Source organism: Massilia sp. S19_KUP03_FR1, from assembly GCF_036688685.1.
Classification (GTDB): domain Bacteria; phylum Pseudomonadota; class Gammaproteobacteria; order Burkholderiales; family Burkholderiaceae_D; genus JALYUM01.
Window position 1 is genome coordinate 50,601 of record NZ_JAQQPS010000020.1, and the last position, 17,260, is coordinate 67,860.

Annotated in this window: 17 protein-coding genes; 8 read left to right on the forward strand and 9 right to left on the reverse strand. The window is 65.2% G+C overall.

Features of this window, described 5'->3' with window-relative positions:
• Positions 1 to 132: 132 nt before the first annotated feature.
• On the reverse strand, positions 133 to 1,761 hold the full coding sequence (nadB, locus tag V6M87_RS20655) for an L-aspartate oxidase (protein WP_332878549.1): 1,629 nt from the start codon (positions 1,759 to 1,761) through the stop codon (positions 133 to 135).
• A 220-nt stretch (positions 1,762 to 1,981) separates the two neighbouring features.
• Between nadB and V6M87_RS20660 the strand changes: the two genes are divergently transcribed.
• From V6M87_RS20660 to V6M87_RS20675, 4 genes are all read left to right on the forward strand, one after another.
• Positions 1,982 to 3,820 (forward strand): asparagine synthase-related protein, encoded by a 1,839-nt coding sequence (locus V6M87_RS20660; RefSeq protein WP_332878550.1) that lies wholly within the window; start codon positions 1,982 to 1,984, stop codon positions 3,818 to 3,820.
• A gap of 97 nt (positions 3,821 to 3,917) precedes the next feature.
• Complete coding sequence (locus tag V6M87_RS20665; protein ID WP_332878551.1) at positions 3,918 to 4,415, forward strand: pyridoxamine 5'-phosphate oxidase family protein; 498 nt, start codon at positions 3,918 to 3,920, stop codon at positions 4,413 to 4,415.
• Between the two features lie 64 nt (positions 4,416 to 4,479).
• On the forward strand, positions 4,480 to 5,085 hold the full coding sequence (pnuC, locus tag V6M87_RS20670) for a nicotinamide riboside transporter PnuC (RefSeq protein WP_332878552.1): 606 nt from the start codon (positions 4,480 to 4,482) through the stop codon (positions 5,083 to 5,085).
• 117 nt (positions 5,086 to 5,202) lie between these two features.
• Positions 5,203 to 5,760: a TetR/AcrR family transcriptional regulator gene (locus tag V6M87_RS20675; protein ID WP_332878553.1), complete on the forward strand. Its 558-nt coding sequence runs from the start codon at positions 5,203 to 5,205 to the stop codon at positions 5,758 to 5,760.
• Here V6M87_RS20675 and V6M87_RS20680 read toward each other — a convergent pair.
• Both V6M87_RS20680 and V6M87_RS20685 read right to left on the reverse strand, forming a co-directional pair.
• Complete coding sequence (locus tag V6M87_RS20680; protein WP_332878554.1) at positions 5,757 to 6,083, reverse strand: hypothetical protein; 327 nt, start codon at positions 6,081 to 6,083, stop codon at positions 5,757 to 5,759. The genes V6M87_RS20675 and V6M87_RS20680 overlap by 4 nt on opposite strands.
• A 140-nt stretch (positions 6,084 to 6,223) precedes the next feature.
• Entirely contained in the window at positions 6,224 to 6,538 is a 315-nt protein-coding gene (locus tag V6M87_RS20685; protein WP_332878555.1) for an EthD family reductase, read from the reverse strand.
• Positions 6,539 to 6,716: 178 nt separating this feature from the next.
• Here V6M87_RS20685 and V6M87_RS20690 point away from each other — a divergent pair, with 178 nt between their 5' ends.
• Positions 6,717 to 7,724 (forward strand): transporter, encoded by a 1,008-nt coding sequence (locus V6M87_RS20690; protein WP_332878556.1) that lies wholly within the window; start codon positions 6,717 to 6,719, stop codon positions 7,722 to 7,724.
• A 3-nt stretch (positions 7,725 to 7,727) separates the two neighbouring features.
• Here the strand turns inward: V6M87_RS20690 and V6M87_RS20695 are convergent, their stop codons facing one another.
• The 4 genes from V6M87_RS20695 to V6M87_RS20710 all read right to left on the reverse strand — a co-directional run bounded on the left by V6M87_RS20695 (position 7,728) and on the right by V6M87_RS20710 (position 11,901).
• Complete coding sequence (locus V6M87_RS20695) at positions 7,728 to 8,849, reverse strand: HupE/UreJ family protein (RefSeq protein WP_332878557.1); 1,122 nt, start codon at positions 8,847 to 8,849, stop codon at positions 7,728 to 7,730.
• Positions 8,846 to 10,024: a tetratricopeptide repeat protein gene (locus V6M87_RS20700; RefSeq protein ID WP_332878558.1), complete on the reverse strand. Its 1,179-nt coding sequence runs from the start codon at positions 10,022 to 10,024 to the stop codon at positions 8,846 to 8,848. Before V6M87_RS20700 ends, V6M87_RS20695 begins: the two co-directional genes overlap by 4 nt.
• 86 nt (positions 10,025 to 10,110) lie before the next feature.
• Complete coding sequence (locus V6M87_RS20705; protein ID WP_332878559.1) at positions 10,111 to 10,392, reverse strand: hypothetical protein; 282 nt, start codon at positions 10,390 to 10,392, stop codon at positions 10,111 to 10,113.
• A gap of 21 nt (positions 10,393 to 10,413) precedes the next feature.
• On the reverse strand, positions 10,414 to 11,901 hold the full coding sequence (locus tag V6M87_RS20710; RefSeq protein WP_332878560.1) for a DUF4331 domain-containing protein: 1,488 nt from the start codon (positions 11,899 to 11,901) through the stop codon (positions 10,414 to 10,416).
• A gap of 300 nt (positions 11,902 to 12,201) precedes the next feature.
• On the opposite strand from V6M87_RS20710, the gene V6M87_RS20715 reads away from it, so the two are divergent.
• The 3 genes from V6M87_RS20715 to V6M87_RS20725 all read left to right on the forward strand — a co-directional run bounded on the left by V6M87_RS20715 (position 12,202) and on the right by V6M87_RS20725 (position 14,574).
• Positions 12,202 to 12,792 (forward strand): sigma-70 family RNA polymerase sigma factor, encoded by a 591-nt coding sequence (locus V6M87_RS20715; protein WP_332878561.1) that lies wholly within the window; start codon positions 12,202 to 12,204, stop codon positions 12,790 to 12,792.
• Positions 12,789 to 13,490: an anti-sigma factor gene (locus V6M87_RS20720; RefSeq protein ID WP_332878562.1), complete on the forward strand. Its 702-nt coding sequence runs from the start codon at positions 12,789 to 12,791 to the stop codon at positions 13,488 to 13,490. The genes V6M87_RS20715 and V6M87_RS20720 overlap by 4 nt, the downstream gene beginning before the upstream one ends.
• A 70-nt stretch (positions 13,491 to 13,560) precedes the next feature.
• Positions 13,561 to 14,574 carry a zinc-binding alcohol dehydrogenase family protein gene (locus tag V6M87_RS20725; RefSeq protein WP_332878563.1) on the forward strand — a complete coding sequence of 338 codons (1,014 nt, stop codon included), beginning with the start codon at positions 13,561 to 13,563 and terminating at the stop codon, positions 14,572 to 14,574.
• A gap of 306 nt (positions 14,575 to 14,880) precedes the next feature.
• Here V6M87_RS20725 and V6M87_RS20730 read toward each other — a convergent pair whose 3' ends face one another.
• Entirely contained in the window at positions 14,881 to 16,038 is a 1,158-nt protein-coding gene (locus tag V6M87_RS20730; protein WP_332878564.1) for a DUF418 domain-containing protein, read from the reverse strand.
• On the reverse strand, positions 16,038 to 16,700 hold the full coding sequence (locus tag V6M87_RS20735; protein ID WP_332878565.1) for a recombinase family protein: 663 nt from the start codon (positions 16,698 to 16,700) through the stop codon (positions 16,038 to 16,040). Before V6M87_RS20735 ends, V6M87_RS20730 begins: the two co-directional genes overlap by 1 nt.
• Positions 16,701 to 17,260: the final 560 nt, after the last annotated feature.

A 17,260-nucleotide genomic window follows, 5' to 3' on the forward strand; every position in this document is an offset into this window, starting at 1 on the left:
GTCACCCCGATGAAAATCGGGGCCCATGCTGACGTCGTATTCGCGCGGCTCAGGCGGCTTCGGCGACGCAGCATGGGTCCCGGCGTGCGCCGGGATGACGGTTTCAGGGGCAGCGCTGAACGCAGGCACCATTTAACGCCGCGGCGGCGTCAGCACGCTCGGTAACGCCTTCGGCAGCGTCTCCGGATAGTCGCGCGAATAATGCAGGCCGCGGCTCTCGTTGCGCGACAGCGCGCTGGTGACAATCAGCGCGGCCACGTCGACCAGGTTACGCAACTCCAGCAAATCGTGCGTGATGCGGAAGTTGCGGTAGTACTCGTCGATCTCTTCCTTGAGCAATTTGATGCGGTGCTGCGCGCGTTCCAGCCGTTTCGTGGTGCGCACGATGCCGACGTAGTTCCACATGAAGCGGCGCAGCTCGTCCCAGTTGTGGGCGATCACCACTTCTTCGTCGGCATTGGTGACGCGGCTCTCGTCCCAAGCCGGCAAAGCAGGCGTACCCTGCGCCGGCGTCGCTTCGATCTGGTAGGCGCACGCGCGCCCGATCACCAGGCACTCGAGCAGCGAATTGCTGGCCAGGCGGTTGGCGCCGTGCAGGCCGGTGCAGGCTGTCTCGCCCACCGCGTACAGCCCGGGAATATCGGTCCGCCCGGTCAGGTCGGTCACCACGCCGCCGCAGGTGAAGTGCACGGCTGGCACGACCGGAATCGGTTCGCGGCTGATGTCGATGCCCAGTTCGAGGCACTTGGCGTAGATGGTCGGGAAGTGCTCCATCAGGAATTCCAGGCTCTTGTGGCTGATGTCGAGGTGGACGTAATCGAGGCCGCGCTTTTTCATTTCGAAGTCGATGGCGCGCGCAACCACGTCGCGCGGCGCCAGTTCGCCGCGCGCGTCGTGGGCCGGCATGAAGCGCGTGCCGCCAGCGGCGCCGGCTTCCGGCGGCAGTTTCAACAGGCCGCCTTCGCCGCGGATCGCTTCCGTGATCAGGAACGATTTCGCATACGGGTGATACAGGCAGGTCGGGTGGAACTGCATGAATTCCATGTTCGAGACGCGGCAGCCGGCGCGCCACGCCATGGCGATGCCGTCGCCGGTGGCCGTGTCCGGATTGGTGGTGTACAGATAGACCTTGCCGGCGCCACCGGTGGCGAGCACCGTGTGCTCGGCCTCGAAGGTCAGGACGTTGCCGGTCTTTTCATCCTGAACGTACAGGCCGTAGCAGCGCGGCTGGCCGACCAGGGGCGCCGTGTGGCCATGCACGGCTGTGGCGCCCAGTTTGTCGGAGGTGATGACGTCGATCGCGCAGTGATGTTCGAACACCGTGATGTTCGGATGCGCGCGCACCTTTTGTTCGAGTGTGACCTGGACCGCGTGGCCGGTGGCGTCGGCGGCGTGGATGATACGGCGCTGGCTATGGCCGCCTTCGCGGGTCAGGTGAAAACCCAGTTCCGCGGTGGCATCGCGCGTAAACGGCACGCCCTGGTCGATCAGCCAGTCGATTGCCTCGCGCCCGTGTTCGACAATGTAGCGGGTGGCCGCTTCGTCGCACAGGCCACCGCCGGCGACCAGCGTGTCGGCGATGTGCTGGTCGTGGCTGTCGCCGGAATCGAGCACGGCGGCGATGCCGCCCTGCGCCCAGTTGCTGGCGCCATCCTGCAGCGCGCGTTTCGAAATGATGGCGACCTTGCGGGTCTCGGCCAGGTGCAGTGCAACCGACAGGCCGGCCAGGCCACTGCCGACGATAGCGACGTCAAATTTCATGGGTCATGTTCAATTGATACGGGTAGCGCCACTATAGACCATTTGCCCGCCGCTGTCGTATTGGCCCCGGTTCAACAAACCAATTGACGCGCATCAATGAGTTGGGGCCGCTTGTCCTGAATCATGCACCTTTACGCAACGTGCGGGAGTCGAACATGGCGCAAGCGGTGAAGCGAGCAATTCTCAGGACCAGCGCGGCGACGCCATGGCAGGCGCGCTCATGAGCGGCTTATGCGGCTGGTTTGCCGCGCAGCCCGCCCCGATTGCCATCGAACGCATGGCGTCCCCCATCGGCCGCTTCGAACGCACCCCCTTGAAAAGTGCGGCGAGCGGTCGCGCGGCCGTGGCGCTGTCGGGCAGCATCGACCACACCAGCCTGTTTCATGAAGATGGCCTGATCGTGGCCCTGTGGGGCAGCCCCGGCCAGCAGGCCAGTTTGCTGGCGCAGCGCTGGCGCAGCCACGGGGCGCATGCCTGTGCGGCGCTGGCCGGCCACTTCGCCTTTGCCATTCTCGACGAGTGCGCCGGCGAAGCGCTGCTGGCAGTCGACCGGTTCGCCACCCGGCCTCTGTATTTCCATGCCTGCAGCGGATCCGGCGACCTGCTGTTCGCCAGTTCGCAGGATGCGCTGCTGCGCCATCCGCTGGCCGGACGCACGGCGTCTGCGCCAAGTCTGTACACCTACCTGGTGCTGGGCAGCATGGGCGGCAGCGCCTGGGAGGGGCAGCAACAGCTCGGCCCCGGCGAATGCCTGCACCTGCGCGGCGGGCGCGCCGTGCGCCATACGTGGTGGCGCATGCGCTTTCACGAACACGGCACTGGCAGCCGCCAGGACCTCGAGGCCGCGCTGCAGGCGGGCGCGCGCCAGGCCCAGGGCGAGCCACGTGCGGGCGTCATGCTCAGTGGCGGCGCGGGCAGTGCCGCCCTGGCCGCGCAGCTGCAGGCACCGGGCACGGCGCCGCCGGCGACGTTCTCCGTGGTGTATGCGAACGGGCCGCACGCACCCGCCGCGAATCCGGCGCGCCAGGCGGCGCAACTGCTGGCCAGCCGCCACCACGAACAAGTGGTGCGCCCGGCCGACGTGGTCGACGCGATCCCGAAACTGGCGGCCCTGTCCGATACGCCGTGCGGCGCCACCAGCGCGGTGGCGCATCATTATTGCGGTGCGCTGGCACGCGCCCAGGGCGTGCTGCGCCTGGCCAACGGCGCCGGGGTGCGCGAGCTGTTCGGCGCCGGCCCCTTGTCCGTGCAACAGCGCCACTGGGCCCGCTACGCCGCCTTGCCGGCAGCGCTGCGCGAACTGGTGCTCGAGCCCTTGCTGGTGCACCTGCACGCGACGGCGCTGGCCGACCAGGCGCGGCGCGACGTGCCGGCGCGGATCGTACACGCCAGTGCGTTCGGCGCGGCCCACGCGGCGCCCATGCTGGCCCCTGAGTTTCGCGCGCAGATCGATCCGGGCGCGCCGCTGGCGGCCTTGCGCCAGCTCTGGTGGGGCGCCCAGTGCCGCAGCGACACCAACCGCACGATCGCGCTCGACCTGCGTTTGAGCTTGCCGGCGCGGCTGGCGGCCAGCCAGCTGGGGTGCGCGCTGGCTGGCGTCGACGTGGCCTATCCGTGGCTGGAGGAAACCGTGGTCGCCGCCGCCGCCCAGCTGGCACCGCACGGGAAGCTTCCTGGCCGGGCGGCGCCCCATGCCCGTGCCCTTCGCGCGCTGTTGCCCGGCCCCCTGGCGCGGCGCACCGCGCGCGCCACGCTGCCGCTGGTCGCCTGGCTGCAGGCCGACCCTGACCTGCGCGCGTTGGCCTTCGACAGCTTGCACGACCTGCGACGACGTCATATCGTTGCCGACAGTGTCATCGATGGCCTGTTGTCGACCTCGATGGCGGCGCCCGGACCCGGCTTCGGCAATATGGTGTGGCGCCTGATGATGCTGGAGCAGTGGTTCCTGTACCGGGCGCCGCACGTGCTGCTTGGCACCTCGGCCCCGCTGACTGCGTCGACCGCGCCAGTGCAGGCCTGTCCCGCCGATGAACCGGCGCCGGCAGGGCAGGCAATATAAGTCGCTACGGCATGGCGCATTCTGTTCGGCCCCGCACAAAGCGCGCGCCGCTTGTCGGTTACGCTGGCGTTATTCATCCATCAATAAGGACGCCATCATGACAAGCACCAATTCCACCCAGGTCGCCGCCCTCAAGGACAAGATCGACGCGCTGCGTTTCGCCATGTTCACCACCACCAGTGCCGACGGCCATCTGCTGAGCCATCCAATGACCAAGCAGGAAATCGATGCCGAAGGCGGTATCTGGTTTTATACCTCGACCAATGCGGAGCTGTGGGAAAACATCGGCGCGCAGCCGGAAGTGAACATCAGCTTTGCCCAGCCCGATGACAGCCTGTATGTATCAGTCAGTGGCGTCGCCCAGCGCGTCGTGGACCGGGCCCGGATCAAGGAAATGTGGAATCCGATGGTGCAGGCATGGTTCCCGGCCGGGCCGGACGACCCGCATGTCGTGCTGGTGCGCGTCGACCCGCACGGCGCCGAATTCTGGGATTCGAACGACAGTAAGATGGTGCGCTTCTTTGCCATGGCGAAAGCCGCCGTCACCGGCAGCACGCCGGACATGGATAACCAGCACGGCACCATCGCGCTGTAATCTGTTGCACTGACGCGGCGGCCTGGCGTACATTGCTACTTTCTACAGAATGGGCAGGGCGCAGATGCAGATCGATGGTCTCGAGATAGCCGCGAATGTGTTTACTGCCGGGGCCATCTTCCTGGCCGGGCGCAACAGCGTGCACACGTGGTGGACCGGTATCATCGGCTGCACCTTGTTTGCGCTGTTGTTCTACCAGGCCTCGCTGTTCGCCGACGTGGTGTTGCAAGTGTTTTTCGTCTGCACCAGCATGTTTGGCTGGTGGAAGTGGGTACGCGGCGCCAGCGGCGCAGTGCTGCCGGTGACGCACATGCGTCCCGCCAGCCTGCTGTGGATGGTGCCGGCCGGCCTGGCCGCGACTGCCGCCTACGGCACACTCCTGTATCTCTACACGCGCGCCTTCGCGCCCTTTTTTGACTCGGCCGTGCTGGTATTTTCCGTCATCGCCCAATTTCTCATGATGCAGCGCCGGATCGAGAACTGGGGCTTCTGGCTGATCGTCAACACGATCGCCGTTCCCTTGTACGCCAGCCGTGGCCTGACCATGACGGCGTGCCTGTACGCGTTTTTCTGGATCAATGCGGTGGCATCCTGGCTGTGGTGGAAGAAGCTGGCGGCGCATGAAGCGGCTGCCCGCGCGGCGGACATGACGCCAGCACCGGCCGCTTAAATGCCTTTCTGCATCTCGATCACGAAGCGGTGATGCACGTCACCTTGTTCGAGTCGTGCAAATGGGTGGTTGAGCGCAATCACCTCGACGTCGGCCACGATGTTGTGAAGAGAATCAATGGACCAAAAAGAAACGCGCATCCTCGACGCCGCCTTGGCCCTGTTCTGCCAGCATGGCTACCGCAAGGTCACCATGAGCGAGATCGCTGCGGCCAGCCAGATGTCGCGCCCGACCCTGTACGCGGCCTTCGCTGGCAAGGAGGATATATTTGGCGGGCTGGTGTTGCGCCAGCGCGCCCGCTGTGAGGACGCGACACGTCAGCGTCTGCCGGCCGCCACGGGGCTGGCGGCGCAACTGGCGTGCCTGTTCGAGATCTGGGTGGTGGAGCCGGCCGCGTCGGTGATCGATTCGCCGAACGGCATCGACATGATGGCCAATTGCGGCGTGTATGCGCCGCAAGCGCTGGCGGCGATCTACGCTGCGCTGGAGGCCCGCCTGACAGCGGTTCTGGCCGCCGCAATGTGCGGCGAGCACGTCATGAGCGCCGCCGATATCGCGTACATCCTGCGGGTGGCCACCACCGCCACCAAGGCGTCCGCCGATAACCTGCCGGCGCTGCGCCACGTGGTGGCCGGCATGATCACGATGGCAGTCGCAACGGTCGAAGCGTCCTAAGCGGCGGGCGTGCGCGACGCCGGCGCCATGTCGTCCGGCGCCTGGTTGGCGCCCGTTTCCGCACTGCCCAGTCCGGTTTTCCGGTGCGCGTCGGCCTGCCCGGCGCGCGTATCTTGCGCACCCAGCGCGCCCGACTGCGTGGATGGGTGCAGCACTTTGGCAGGCGCGTCCGCGCTGCCCGCCGGGTCATCGCCCTCATGCCGGGTCAGGCCCGCGCCGCCACTGCCGCCCGTTTCCGCCTGGCTCTGGGTCGGGTCGGGCTGGCCGTCCTGGTCGATGTCGTCGTCGCCGATGCCGGTGGTGCCGCTGTCTTGCTGTGTCATGGCTGATCCTGGTTGATGAATGTGCATCGATTATCCCGCAGGCGCGCGGTACGCGTAGCGCGCCTGCGTGCCCGATGCAGCAGTGAGCGTCCTTGCACAAACATCCGCAGGCGGCGCGTGCCGCCGGCGGGTTCGTTTGACTATCCGACCAGTACTTCGCTCATTTGAATGACTGGCGTCTGGTTGGTGTAATTGGGAATATCGCCCATGATTTCCTTCGTGTGCGGACCAAAGCCGGCCTGAAAGGCGTCCACCGAATCGCAGAACAGGTGGCCTATGGCGATGTAGGGCGCATTCGCGGCCGGTACGCCGCCAGGAATGGCGCCATCTACCGCATACGATTTGCAATAATCGCCCATCAGCTGTTTTACCATCGGCATGTGCCGATCGCGATAATAGGCTTCGTCGAAACGGGCGTCCGGGCCATTCGGGTACATCACACTCACTTTGATCATGCTTGGTCTCCTGGTTGTGACTCGATTGTAATTCGGGCATTAATAAAAACACATCGTGCGCCGATGTGGCGGTCTTTGCAAGCGCCGCCTGTGCCGGGCGGTTGAACATCGTTTCATTCCATGCCGACACGCAATAGTTACATTACAATCCACCATTGCTTGCTTGCCCGGGTTGGTCATGTCCTTACTTGCGTTTAACTATGGTTCCGACGATTCGGGACTGGTCTGGGGTTTTCAGATTGGCGAAGGGGTCGGCACGGTGCCGATCAATGCGCCCGATGCGCTCAAACTGATGCAGACACCCGTGCCCGGCCAGTTCGTCTGGCTGCATTTCAATTTGTCGAATGCGGCCAGCGAACGGTGGCTGCGCGCCCATGCCAACCTGGGCGACAATTTCTATGAAATCCTGCACCAGGGCTCGCGCTCGACCCGGATCGAAATCGACGACAACGCGCTCATCGCGGTCGTCAACGATGTGCTGCATAATTTTTCCTTCGACAGCGCCGACATCTCCACGCTCTGGGTCCACGTCACGCCGCACGGCGTCATCAGCGCGCGCCGCAAGCCGCTCGAGTCGATCGAGCGCCTGCGCCAGGCGGTCGTCCACGGAGAATTGCTGCGCTCGCCCGTCGAATTGCTGGTGCATCTGCTGCGCGACCAGGCCGACGTGCTGGTCAATATCGTGCGCGATGCCGTGGCGCGGGTCGACACCACCGAAGATCAACTGCTGGCCAACCGCCTCACACGCAAGCGTGAAGACCTGGGCGCGCTGCGGCGCGTGCTGGTGCGCCTGCAACGCCTGCTGGCGCCGGAGCCGGCGGCACTGTTCCGGCTGCTGCAGCGCCCGCCCTCGTGGATCGTCCCGGACGACCGCCAGGACCTGCGCCAGGCTACCGAAGAATTCACGGTGGTGCTGACCGACCTGGCGTCGCTGCAGGAACGCATCAAGCTGCTGCAGGAAGAGATTGCCGCCCAGGTGAATGAAGAAAACAACCGCAGCCTGTTCATCTTGACCATCGTGACGGTGCTGGCACTGCCGATCAATATGGTGGCCGGCCTGCTCGGCATGAACGTCGGCGGCGTGCCGCTGGCGCAGCATGAGCAGGGCTTCTGGATCGTGGTGGCCATGACCGGGGCGTTGACCGGGACGCTCGCGTGGCTGCTGCTGCGACTGCGGCCACGCTGAACATCACGACATCACCTTGAAATCGAACAGGCGCTCGAACAGCCACACCAGTGCGATGAGCGCGATCAGCGTCGACCCGCCCACCAGCACGACCCGGCGATAGGCAAAGGTGCGCCTTGCCGCAAACGCCAGCGGCAGGAACACCGCCACGATCGCGAGCTGGCCCACTTCGACGCCGACATTGAAACCGACCAGGGACAGCAGCAGCGCCGTCTTCGGCAAGCCCAGATCGAGCAGCACGCTGGCAAAGCCGAAGCCGTGGATCAAGCCGAACACGAATGCCACCAGCGCGCGGCTGCGCTCGAACACCGGGCGGATATTGTTCAGCGCGGCCAGCAGCACCGATGCGGCAATGGCCGACTCCACCACGCGCGACGGCAGCGACACCACGCCCAGGGTCGCCAGCGTCAGCGTGATCGAGTGGGCCAGCGTGAAGGCGGTGACGACTTTCAGTACTTCGATGAATGAGGCGCGGAAGGTGTCGCGCCCTTGCCACCCGGCGGCGCGCCAGACCAGCACGGCCGGCAGCAACAGGGCGAGCAGAAATAAAATGTGGTCGAAGCCAATCCAGATATGCCACACCCCGTGCTTCACGTAGTCAAAGAACTGGCGCCAGCGCGAGGCGTCCTGCACTTGCAGCTTTTGCAGCGGGCTGTCCGGTGTGAAAATGGCGGTCGAGGTTTGGGTCCGATTCGTCAATCTCAGCAAGCCCTTGTGCTGCGGGTCGATATCGAACAGGAGCCGGTAGTCGGCATCGAGCGCGACGATGTCGTCCGCGCAGCTCGCCTGCAGGCGCAGCACCGCGTAGGCGCCGTCGCTGTGCTCGTCCAGCAGGTGTTCGGTGACCCGCAGCGGGCAGGCTACGCCAGCGCTGGCCAGCTTCAGGCGCGCCAGCGCGTACGCGGCAATCGCGCCGTGGCGTGCGCGCACCTCGTCCCAGGTCAGTTCGCCATTGCCGTCCTGGTCCAGGCCAATGGCGACGTCGAGATCGCGCAGCGCGATGTCCCATTGACCGCTGACGTTCTTGCCGGCCACGTTCAACACCAGGTAACTGTCGCTGGGCTTGTGCGCGCTGGCGCCGCCGGCGAGGCACATCGCCACCAGGAACAGCAGGGCGCGCATCATGCGATCACCTTCAGGCGGCGCAGCGCCGGCGCCACCGTCTGATCCTGCAGGCGGCTGGTCCTGAGCCAGTCAACCACCAGCGTCAGCGCAGCCAGGTCGCCGCTGGCTGCGGCCGTCTCGGCCAGGATGCGGAAATCGGCCGGCTCCTTTTGCACCGCCCAGTTCAGCTTGGCCAGCTTGACGGCCAGCGAGGGATTGTTGCGCAGGGCAAGTTCAAAACGTGCCTGTTCGCGCTGGTGCACGGTGTCGCCACGCAGCGTGGCGGCTTCGAAGCGGGCACGCAGCGCATCGGCCTGTTCTGCCGCGGCGGGCGCATTCATCGCTTTCAAGGCCAGCGCGTAGCGCAAGAGCAGGGCATCGGCGCGGGTTTTGTCTTGCAGCAGGCGCGCCACTTCGGGCGCACGGCCGTGGTCCAGCAGGTAGTCGCTCCAGGCAGCGAGCAGGTAGCTGTCGGCGTGGTCCACCGCCAGCGCTTCCCTGAAATATTTTTCGGCGCCGGCACTGTCACCGGCACGCGCGGCCATTTCGGCCAGCAGCGTCGTGACCCAGATGCGGATCGCCGGCGTGACCTCACGCTGGGCCGCCAGGGTCGTCGCCAGTTGCTGGTAACTGGCCGGGCCGTCGCCACTGACGTTGGCGATATTCGACAAACAGGTTTGTATCACCAGTTGCGGCGCGCGCGAATACAGGCGCATGCAGCTGGCCTTGGCGGCCGCGAAGTCGCCGCTGATCATCTGCACGGTTGCGCGCGTGATCCAGGCTTGCACATTGCTGCTGTCGCGCTTGACGGCCTGGTCGAGGTCGAGCAGGGCGGCCTCGAACTGGTGGGTACTCTGGCGCAGCGTGGCGCGCAGGACCAGCACCGGTTCAGGTGGCGCGGCCAGTTTCCACCATGGCGCCAGCGCGCTTTGCGCATACCCGAGATAGCGCGGGTCGCCGTCGACACGGGCCTGTTCGATATAGCGCTGGGCCAGGGTGGTGGCCAGTGCGACGTTGTTGGGGGTGGTATGCAATTCTGTGCGCAGGCGGCGTAATTCGCGCTGCACCGGGTCGGCGCGGCTGGGCAGGTGCTCGACGACTTGCTTGCCGTCCTTGGGAATATACGGGGCGGCATGCAGGCCAGCGCCACAGCAGGCGAGGGCGGCCGATAGACATACACGGTAAAAAAGCGGCATCGAAGGTGCGATCTGTAAAAAAAGCGCTACAAAAAAAAGGAGGAGCAGCGCTCCCCCTCCCGTCAGGCCTTGCGGCCCGGGACACCTTAGGTGGTCGGTTCCGGCGCGGTGGTTTCCGGCGCCGATGCCGTCACGCCGTCGATCGACACTGGTTCAGCCGTTTCGTTGGTGGCGCTGAACAGCCCTTTCACGATGTTGATGAAGGAGTCGGCAACCACCGGCGGCGTCGAATTGTCGCCACCCTGCGGCACAGTCGCGCCGGTGTCGTTGTTGCTGCTGCCGCATGCTGCCAGCGTCAGCGCTGCAGTTGCCACGGCAACGCCGAGCGAGAGCCGCCCGCGCCGCTTGAAGAATTGAATGTTTAGCATGATCGTATCCTTGGCGTGAGATTACTGGTTGCCCGGCAGCGGCGTGTTCAGGTACGGGAAGCCGCCCTTGAAGTCAGCCGCAGTCTTGCGCACGCCATCGGTCAGCGCAGCGCCGCCGGCAGGGGCGTCGGCAGGCTTGCAACCGACGGCGAACTTGTCGGTCGTGGTGGTCAGCACGCACAGGGCGCCCATGGCCACGCGCACCGACAGGTCGACCACGTCGTCGCCCGGACGGCGGCCGTTCGGGAAGCCGGCATTGTCGCCGCCGGCCACGCCCAGCGCCGACTGGGTTGCCAGTGGCGTGGCGGCGATGCTGGTGTTCAGGCGCAGCATTTCGGACGGCACCGCATTGGCAGGCTTGTTCAGGCCCGTAATACCGGTGAGGAAGGCGGCCACCAGGTCGGTACGGGGGAAGTTGGTCGGTGCCTTGGCGCTCGGGAACAGCGACTCGACCACGGCCGGGAAGGCCGGATTGGTGACGTAGGTCAGGAATTGGGCATCAGCGGTCGGCTTGGACGCATTAAAACGGTCCTTGTCGTCCAGGCCAATGATGACTTCGTTCACGAGCGGCATGCCGAGGCGCGATACCTGGCTCCAGGCGCCGCCTTCCTTGGTGGCGTTGTTCAGGCCAGTCGCGGGCGTGGGGTTGATCAAGCGGCCCTGACGCACGCTGGCGGTGGTGTAGGCGCCGATCACGGGTTCGGCACTGGTCGCCAGGCAGGCGATCGGCACTTCGAGGGCGATCGAGCTGATATTTTTCTGTTCCAGGTCGTTCTTCTGACCGGTTTCGGCGCCGAGCGGATTCAGGTTAAACAAGTCGAAGATTTTACCGACGGCGATATAAAACGGCTCCTTGCGCTGGCCCACGAACACGCGGCCCGTGCCGCAGCCCGGAATGACGACGTCGTAGATGTGCTGGTTGGCGTAGGTTTCGTAGCCGGTGGCGGAACCGAAGGTCTTGTCGCCGACATTGTCGATCGGCTTGTCGAATACCGACACGCCAGCGTTATTGGCCAGGCGGGTGCGGGTGCCAGTGCGGCGGTCGCCCTTGACCAGGTCGACGGTGTATGTTTCACGCACGTTCAGCGCAGCCGGGTTGACGCCGGAAATCGGGCCCGAATACATCAGGGGAATTTGCACCGATTTGCCGCCGATGGTCAGCGCGGTTTTTTTCGAGGTGCTGTTAAAGCGCAGCTGGAACGTCAGGTCCTCTTTGCCGTCGCCGTTGTTGTCGACGCTGATTTCGTACAAGGCATTGGCATCGAACTGGAAGAAGTTGGGGCCACCCTGCGGGTCCTGGAAGGGCTGGTAATTGGCGATCATCGTGACGAAACCGGCACGATTCGCTTCGTAACTGCGGAACATGTAGAAGTCGGTGCCGTCCACTTTCGGCGCCGAGGTGATGAACGGCGCTTCGCGGTGGCTCGATGCCTGGGCGGGGCCGAACGCTGAACTGAGCACAAGTCCGGTGACCAGGGTAGACAGCAGACGTTTTTGATACTTTTGCATGGTTTCTCTCCAAGGATGGATGGTTGTATTTGTTGCAGCGATTTTTGGTTTCAAAAATATCTGCAAATTCTGCTTATAAATCAGTGACTTATATGAGCATTGCACTGCTGTATTGACGTTATACACAGGACTTCACATTGATGGCGCACGGCTGTTGTAATTTCACAAACCCTGTCGTTAAATCATGTACGGTGACACTTTTGAAATGGATTCAACTTATTTTATTTCTCAATCAAACGGCGGTTCCGCGCATCCATATGCTATTTTTCTGCCAACAATTTGAACCAAAAGGAACCTGGCGTGCCCTCCGACCCCTCCCGACTTGACCCCGCCGCCCTGCGCGTGCTATTGGCCAGCGTCGCGCTCAGCGATGCCGGCGCGTTCCGCCTGCTGTATGAGCGCACGGCACCGAAACTGTTCGGCTTCGCTTTACGTATATTGCATCGGAGAGAGTTGGCCGAAGACGTGCTGCAAGAGGGTTTCGCCGCCATCTGGCACAGCGCGCGCGACTACCGCAGCGACCTGTCGGCGCCGATGACGTGGATGACCACCATCGTGCGCAACAAGGCCTTCGACGCCTTGCGCGCCAGCGATCACGCGGTCGAGATCGATGCCAGCGACTTCGATGCGGCCGTGCTGCGCGCCCTGGAAGACCCAGGTGCAACGCCGATCGAAGCATTGCAGATGAGCCGTGACGCGAAGGCGCTGGCCAGCTGCATGTCCGAGCTCGATAGCGTGCACCGCCAGGTGGTGGGCATGGCTTTTTTTCACGATTTATCGCACAGTGACCTGGCGCACCAACTGGCGCTGCCGATTGGAACCGTCAAGACCTGGATCAGGCGCAGTCTTGAACGACTGCGGACCTGCCTCGGCAAACAGGAGAGCGCATGAATTACCGCGAGAATGCAACACTGCGCGACAAGCTGGCAGGGGAGTACGTATTGGGCACATTGCGGGGTGGCGCGCGGCGCCGCTTCGAAGGCTGGCTGCATGACGACGCCGCCCTGCGCGCACTCACCGAGGACTGGCGCGCGCGCCTTAATCCGCTGGGCGAATTTGCGCCGGCCGTCACGCCGCCAGGGCGCGTGTGGCGCGCCATCGAGCGGCGCCTGCGCCTCAACACTGCCCCGGCCTGGCAATTCTGGCGCCACGATGCACGCGGCTTTTGGCGTCCGCTCGGCCTGGCGGCGCTGGCCGCGACGTTGGTGCTGGCGTTCGCGCTGGTGCAATGGCGCAGCAATACGCCGACGCTCGATTACGTCGCCACCCTGTCCGACGACAAGGCGCAGGCGGCATTGCTGGTGACGGCCGACCGCCGCCACGGCGCCTTGAACGTGCGCCTCGCCGATGGCGTCGCGCCGGCTGCCGACCGCGTGCTGCAATTGTGGGTGGTGCCGAAAGCGGGCGCGCCACGTTCGCTGGGCGTGCTCCCGCGCAGCGGCGCCGTGCGCCTGGCGTTGCCGGCCGGTGCGCTGGGCGCCGACGTGGCGCTGCTGGCCGTGAGCGTGGAGCCGCTTGGTGGTTCGCCCAACCCGAACGCGCCAAGCGGGCCAATTATTTACAAGGGCAGCTGGGTGCAAGCCATGTGATTTCGGTGCGCGCTGCAGGGTTTTGCGGGGAGAGGTAAAGTAACGCACCTCTTCCCGCACTGGACCCAATATGAAAGCTGTCGGCTACTTCGCCTCCCTCCCGATCACGGACCACGCCTCCTTGCAGGACCTGATCGTTCCCGACCCGACCCCGCGCGCGCGCGACCTGCTGGTGCGCGTGGCCGCCATCGCCGTCAATCCGGTCGATACCAAGATCCGCGCGCGCCGCCCGGCCGTGGGCGACCTGCCGGAAATCATCGGCTGGGATGCCGTCGGCATCGTCGAAGCGGTGGGCCACGAGGTCACGCTGTTCAAGGTCGGCGACCGGGTCTACTATGCGGGCGAGCTGAACCGGCCTGGCGCAAACAGCGAGCTGCACGCCATCGACGAGCGCCTGGCGGCACTGGCGCCGACCACCTTGTCCGACCAGGACGCAGCGGCACTGCCGCTGACGTCCATCACCGCCTGGGAAATGCTGTTCGACCGTCTCGGCGTGGCCAAGGGCGGCGGTGAAGGGCAGGCGCTGCTGATCGTCGGCGGCGCCGGTGGGGTCGGCTCGATCCTGATCCAGCTGGCGCGCCAGTTGACCCGCCTGCGCGTGATCGCCACCGCGTCGCGTCCGGAGTCGATCCGCTGGTGCCTGGACCTGGGCGCCCACGCCGTGATCGACCACCGCCAGCCGTTCGTCGCCCAACTGGGCGAGCACGGCCTCGAAGGCGTGGACTTCGTTGCGGCGCTGACCCACACCGGCGAGCATTTCGAGGAGATCGTCGCCAGCCTGCACCCGCAGGGCCATATCTGCGTCATCGACGACCCGGCCGCGCTGGACGTGGTGCCCCTTAAAACCAAGTCGATCGCACTGCACTGGGAGCTGATGTACACGCGTTCGCTGTTCCAGACCGCCGACATGGGCGAACAGGGCCGCCTGCTGGGCGAAGTGGCCGCCATGATCGACGCTGGCCAGCTGCGCACCACGGCGGGCGAACACATGGGCGCCATCAATGCAGAGAATCTGCGCCGCGCGCACGCGCTGCTCGAAAGCGGCAAGGCGGTCGGCAAGGTGACACTCGAGAATTTCGCCTGAGGGTGACGCGTTTGCGCCACCCGGGCATCAGCCGGCGGCCTTGATCAGGCGCGACACGGTCGACTGGTGCCAGGTACCGCCCTGTTTTCACGCCGCGCCGGTTCGGTTCATCGGGGTTCTGGGCCATCGTCATCGCTTGTCCTTGCAGCCGGTGAATTCCCGCAGAATGCCGCGGCCTTTTCAGCGTTGCGTGCATGGTCCAACCCCTGCGCCTGATGCAGATTGGTGCGGTTACGCAGTTGGACGCCTTGCGCTTTCAGGTCGGCCAGCGCCGATCTGTGGAGAAGGACCTTTCAAGGGGTGGTTTTACGGGACGCGCCGTCTGCGCAGCGCGACCTGGTGGCCCATGGTCAGGCAGCGCCACGCCCACTCGAGCGGGCCGTAGTGGAAGCGCGCCAGCCACTGTGTCGACCACACCAGCTGCAAGACCCAGATCGCGATCACGATGGCCCACAGTGCGGGCCGGTCAACCTGACCCATCAGGGCGCCGCGGCCGCCGTAAAACACCGTTGTCATGATCAGCGATTGCGCCAGGTAATTGGTGAACGCCATGCGTCCGGCTGCGGAAAGGGGGGCGAGCCACGGCCCGGCGCGGCTTTGCACCAGCAAGATCAGGCCACATGCATAGCCCAGCGCAATGAGCGGCGCCAGCACGGTGGCGATGAAAGCGCTGCGCCAGAGCGGTCGCAGCAGGATCACTTCGTGCCAGGACCAGATCGCCTGAACCAGCAAGGCCGCGGCGCCGCCTGCCAGCAGCATGCGACAGCGGCGCGGTGCCGCGCGGCCCGCGAGCAAGCCTGATTTGAACAGGGCCAGCCCGACCATCATCAGGCCCAGGGTGGCGGGAATGGCGAACGGATACCAACGCAGCATCTCTGTATAACTGGCCGTATTGACCCGGTACGCACCGGACCACGACGCACGCGCCTGGCTGATGGCGGCGGCGGCCTCGGCGGCCTGCGCGGCGTCGGGTGTGGCTGGCACCAGCAGCACGGCCATTCCCCCGTACAAGGCCAGGCCGACCGCCAGCAAGTTGCGCGGCTGCCATGAGCGGCAGCCATACAGGATGGCGCCGCTCATGGCATACAAGGACAAAATATCGCCCCACCAGAGGCCGAAGCCGTGCAGCATGGCGAAGCCGAGCAGCACCGCCAGCCGGCGCCGCAACAGGCGCCCGCGTGCCTGGTCGGCACGTTCGCCGCCGACCAGGAACACCGACACCCCGAACAGCATCGAAAACAAGCTCACGCATTTTTCGCGGAAAAAGACGTCGACCAACCAGTATGACCAGGCCGTTGCGCCCTGGTGCGGAAAGGGCCAGGCGAGCATATCGTGCAGCGCCGCCATCGGCCCGGCAAAGGCCTCGGCGTTGACGGCAAGGATGCCCAGTACGGCGACGCCGCGGATCACGTCGAGCGCGACGATGCGACCAGCGCCCGCGTCGGTGGTGGCCGGTGACGCCATCAGCCGGCGGCTTTGATCAGACGTGACACGGTCGACTGGTGCCAGGTGCGGCCCAGCGCGGTTTTCACGCCGCGCCGGTTCAGTTCCTCGGCAATCTGCGCCATCGTCATCGCCTGCGCCTGCAGCCGGCGGATTTCCGGGAGAATGGCGGCCGCGAAGGCGGCGGCCTTTTCAGCGTTGCGGGCCTGGCCCAGCGCCTGCGCTTCGTGCAGATTGGTGCGGTTGCCCAGCTGGATGCCTTGCGCTTTCAGGTCGGCCAGCGCCGATTTGGTGCGCGCGGCGATCAGTTTGCGTTCTTTCTCCGACAAGGCTGCAAACAGGTGCAGGATGAAGGGGTCGGTGTCGACCCCGAGTTCGGCCACGATAAAAGGCGTGCCGGCGGCCATCAAGCCGGAGATGAAGGCCACGTCGCGGCTGAGGCGGTCGAGCTTGGCCACGATGACCGGGCAGCGCAGCTTTTTGGCCTTGTCCAGCGCCGCGCGCAGGCCGTCGCGTTCTGCCAGACCCAATTTGCCGCTGGCGACTTCGGTAATGATATCGACGAGTTCGAACCGTTCCACGGCGGCGAACTCATCGATGACTTTGCGCTGCGCGGCCAGGCCCAGGCCAGAGCGGCCTTGTTCGCTGGTGGAGACGCGCAGGTAGGCGATCGCGGTTTTCATGTAGGCATTTCGATGCGTTAAATATGCACTGATTATACGAGCATTTAGAGCTTGCATATTCAGTTAATTGCAGCGGTGCGCAAAATCCCGACGCGGTCGAAGCAGGGCGCCGGAGTAGGGGAGAAAGCGGGTAGGGCATGTAAGTGGCTGATTTAAAAGATTTTTATACGCGCTGCGCAGCGCGGTACGCAGGTCCATCCGGAGCGCGCGCACACGGTGCAAACACCTTTATCCTGAGCGTAAAAAACATGCAGGTGTTGCTTGCCATGCTGGTCGTAACCGGCGCGCTGAGGCGCTCCGGAATGTACCGCGCCGACAATCGTTGACGGCGCCGGTTCACTGTCGGTACGTGATTGCAGACATCGCTGCCGCGTGCATTGTCAGTCAAACCCGTGTACCGCGCGCTGTGATGGAGCGGTGTGATCTTGGGTTTCGGTGGCCAGCCGCCATAGCGGCCGGCAAGCACGCTGCCGCGAGCGGCGCAGCCGGCGCACCCGGCGCCGGCAAGGCGTGCCGGGGAATAGCGCAGCGAGGCCTTGCCCGGCACATGCGACTGAACG

Bases quoted from the DNA above. Each gene is read 5' to 3' on its own strand.
- nadB (WP_332878549.1), bottom strand. From the start codon at position 1,761: ATGAAATTTGACGTCGCTATCGTCGGCAGTGGCCTGGCCGGCCTGTCG.
- V6M87_RS20660 (WP_332878550.1), top strand. From the start codon at position 1,982: ATGAGCGGCTTATGCGGCTGGTTTGCCGCGCAGCCCGCCCCGATTGCC.
- V6M87_RS20665 (WP_332878551.1), top strand. From the start codon at position 3,918: ATGACAAGCACCAATTCCACCCAGGTCGCCGCCCTCAAGGACAAGATC.
- pnuC (WP_332878552.1), top strand. From the start codon at position 4,480: ATGCAGATCGATGGTCTCGAGATAGCCGCGAATGTGTTTACTGCCGGG.
- V6M87_RS20675 (WP_332878553.1), top strand. From the start codon at position 5,203: ATGGACCAAAAAGAAACGCGCATCCTCGACGCCGCCTTGGCCCTGTTC.
- V6M87_RS20680 (WP_332878554.1), bottom strand. From the start codon at position 6,083: ATGACACAGCAAGACAGCGGCACCACCGGCATCGGCGACGACGACATC.
- V6M87_RS20685 (WP_332878555.1), bottom strand. From the start codon at position 6,538: ATGATCAAAGTGAGTGTGATGTACCCGAATGGCCCGGACGCCCGTTTC.
- V6M87_RS20690 (WP_332878556.1), top strand. From the start codon at position 6,717: ATGTCCTTACTTGCGTTTAACTATGGTTCCGACGATTCGGGACTGGTC.
- V6M87_RS20695 (WP_332878557.1), bottom strand. From the start codon at position 8,849: ATGATGCGCGCCCTGCTGTTCCTGGTGGCGATGTGCCTCGCCGGCGGC.
- V6M87_RS20700 (WP_332878558.1), bottom strand. From the start codon at position 10,024: ATGCCGCTTTTTTACCGTGTATGTCTATCGGCCGCCCTCGCCTGCTGT.
- V6M87_RS20705 (WP_332878559.1), bottom strand. From the start codon at position 10,392: ATGCTAAACATTCAATTCTTCAAGCGGCGCGGGCGGCTCTCGCTCGGC.
- V6M87_RS20710 (WP_332878560.1), bottom strand. From the start codon at position 11,901: ATGCAAAAGTATCAAAAACGTCTGCTGTCTACCCTGGTCACCGGACTT.
- V6M87_RS20720 (WP_332878562.1), top strand. From the start codon at position 12,789: ATGAATTACCGCGAGAATGCAACACTGCGCGACAAGCTGGCAGGGGAG.
- V6M87_RS20725 (WP_332878563.1), top strand. From the start codon at position 13,561: ATGAAAGCTGTCGGCTACTTCGCCTCCCTCCCGATCACGGACCACGCC.
- V6M87_RS20730 (WP_332878564.1), bottom strand. From the start codon at position 16,038: ATGGCGTCACCGGCCACCACCGACGCGGGCGCTGGTCGCATCGTCGCG.
- V6M87_RS20735 (WP_332878565.1), bottom strand. From the start codon at position 16,700: ATGAAAACCGCGATCGCCTACCTGCGCGTCTCCACCAGCGAACAAGGC.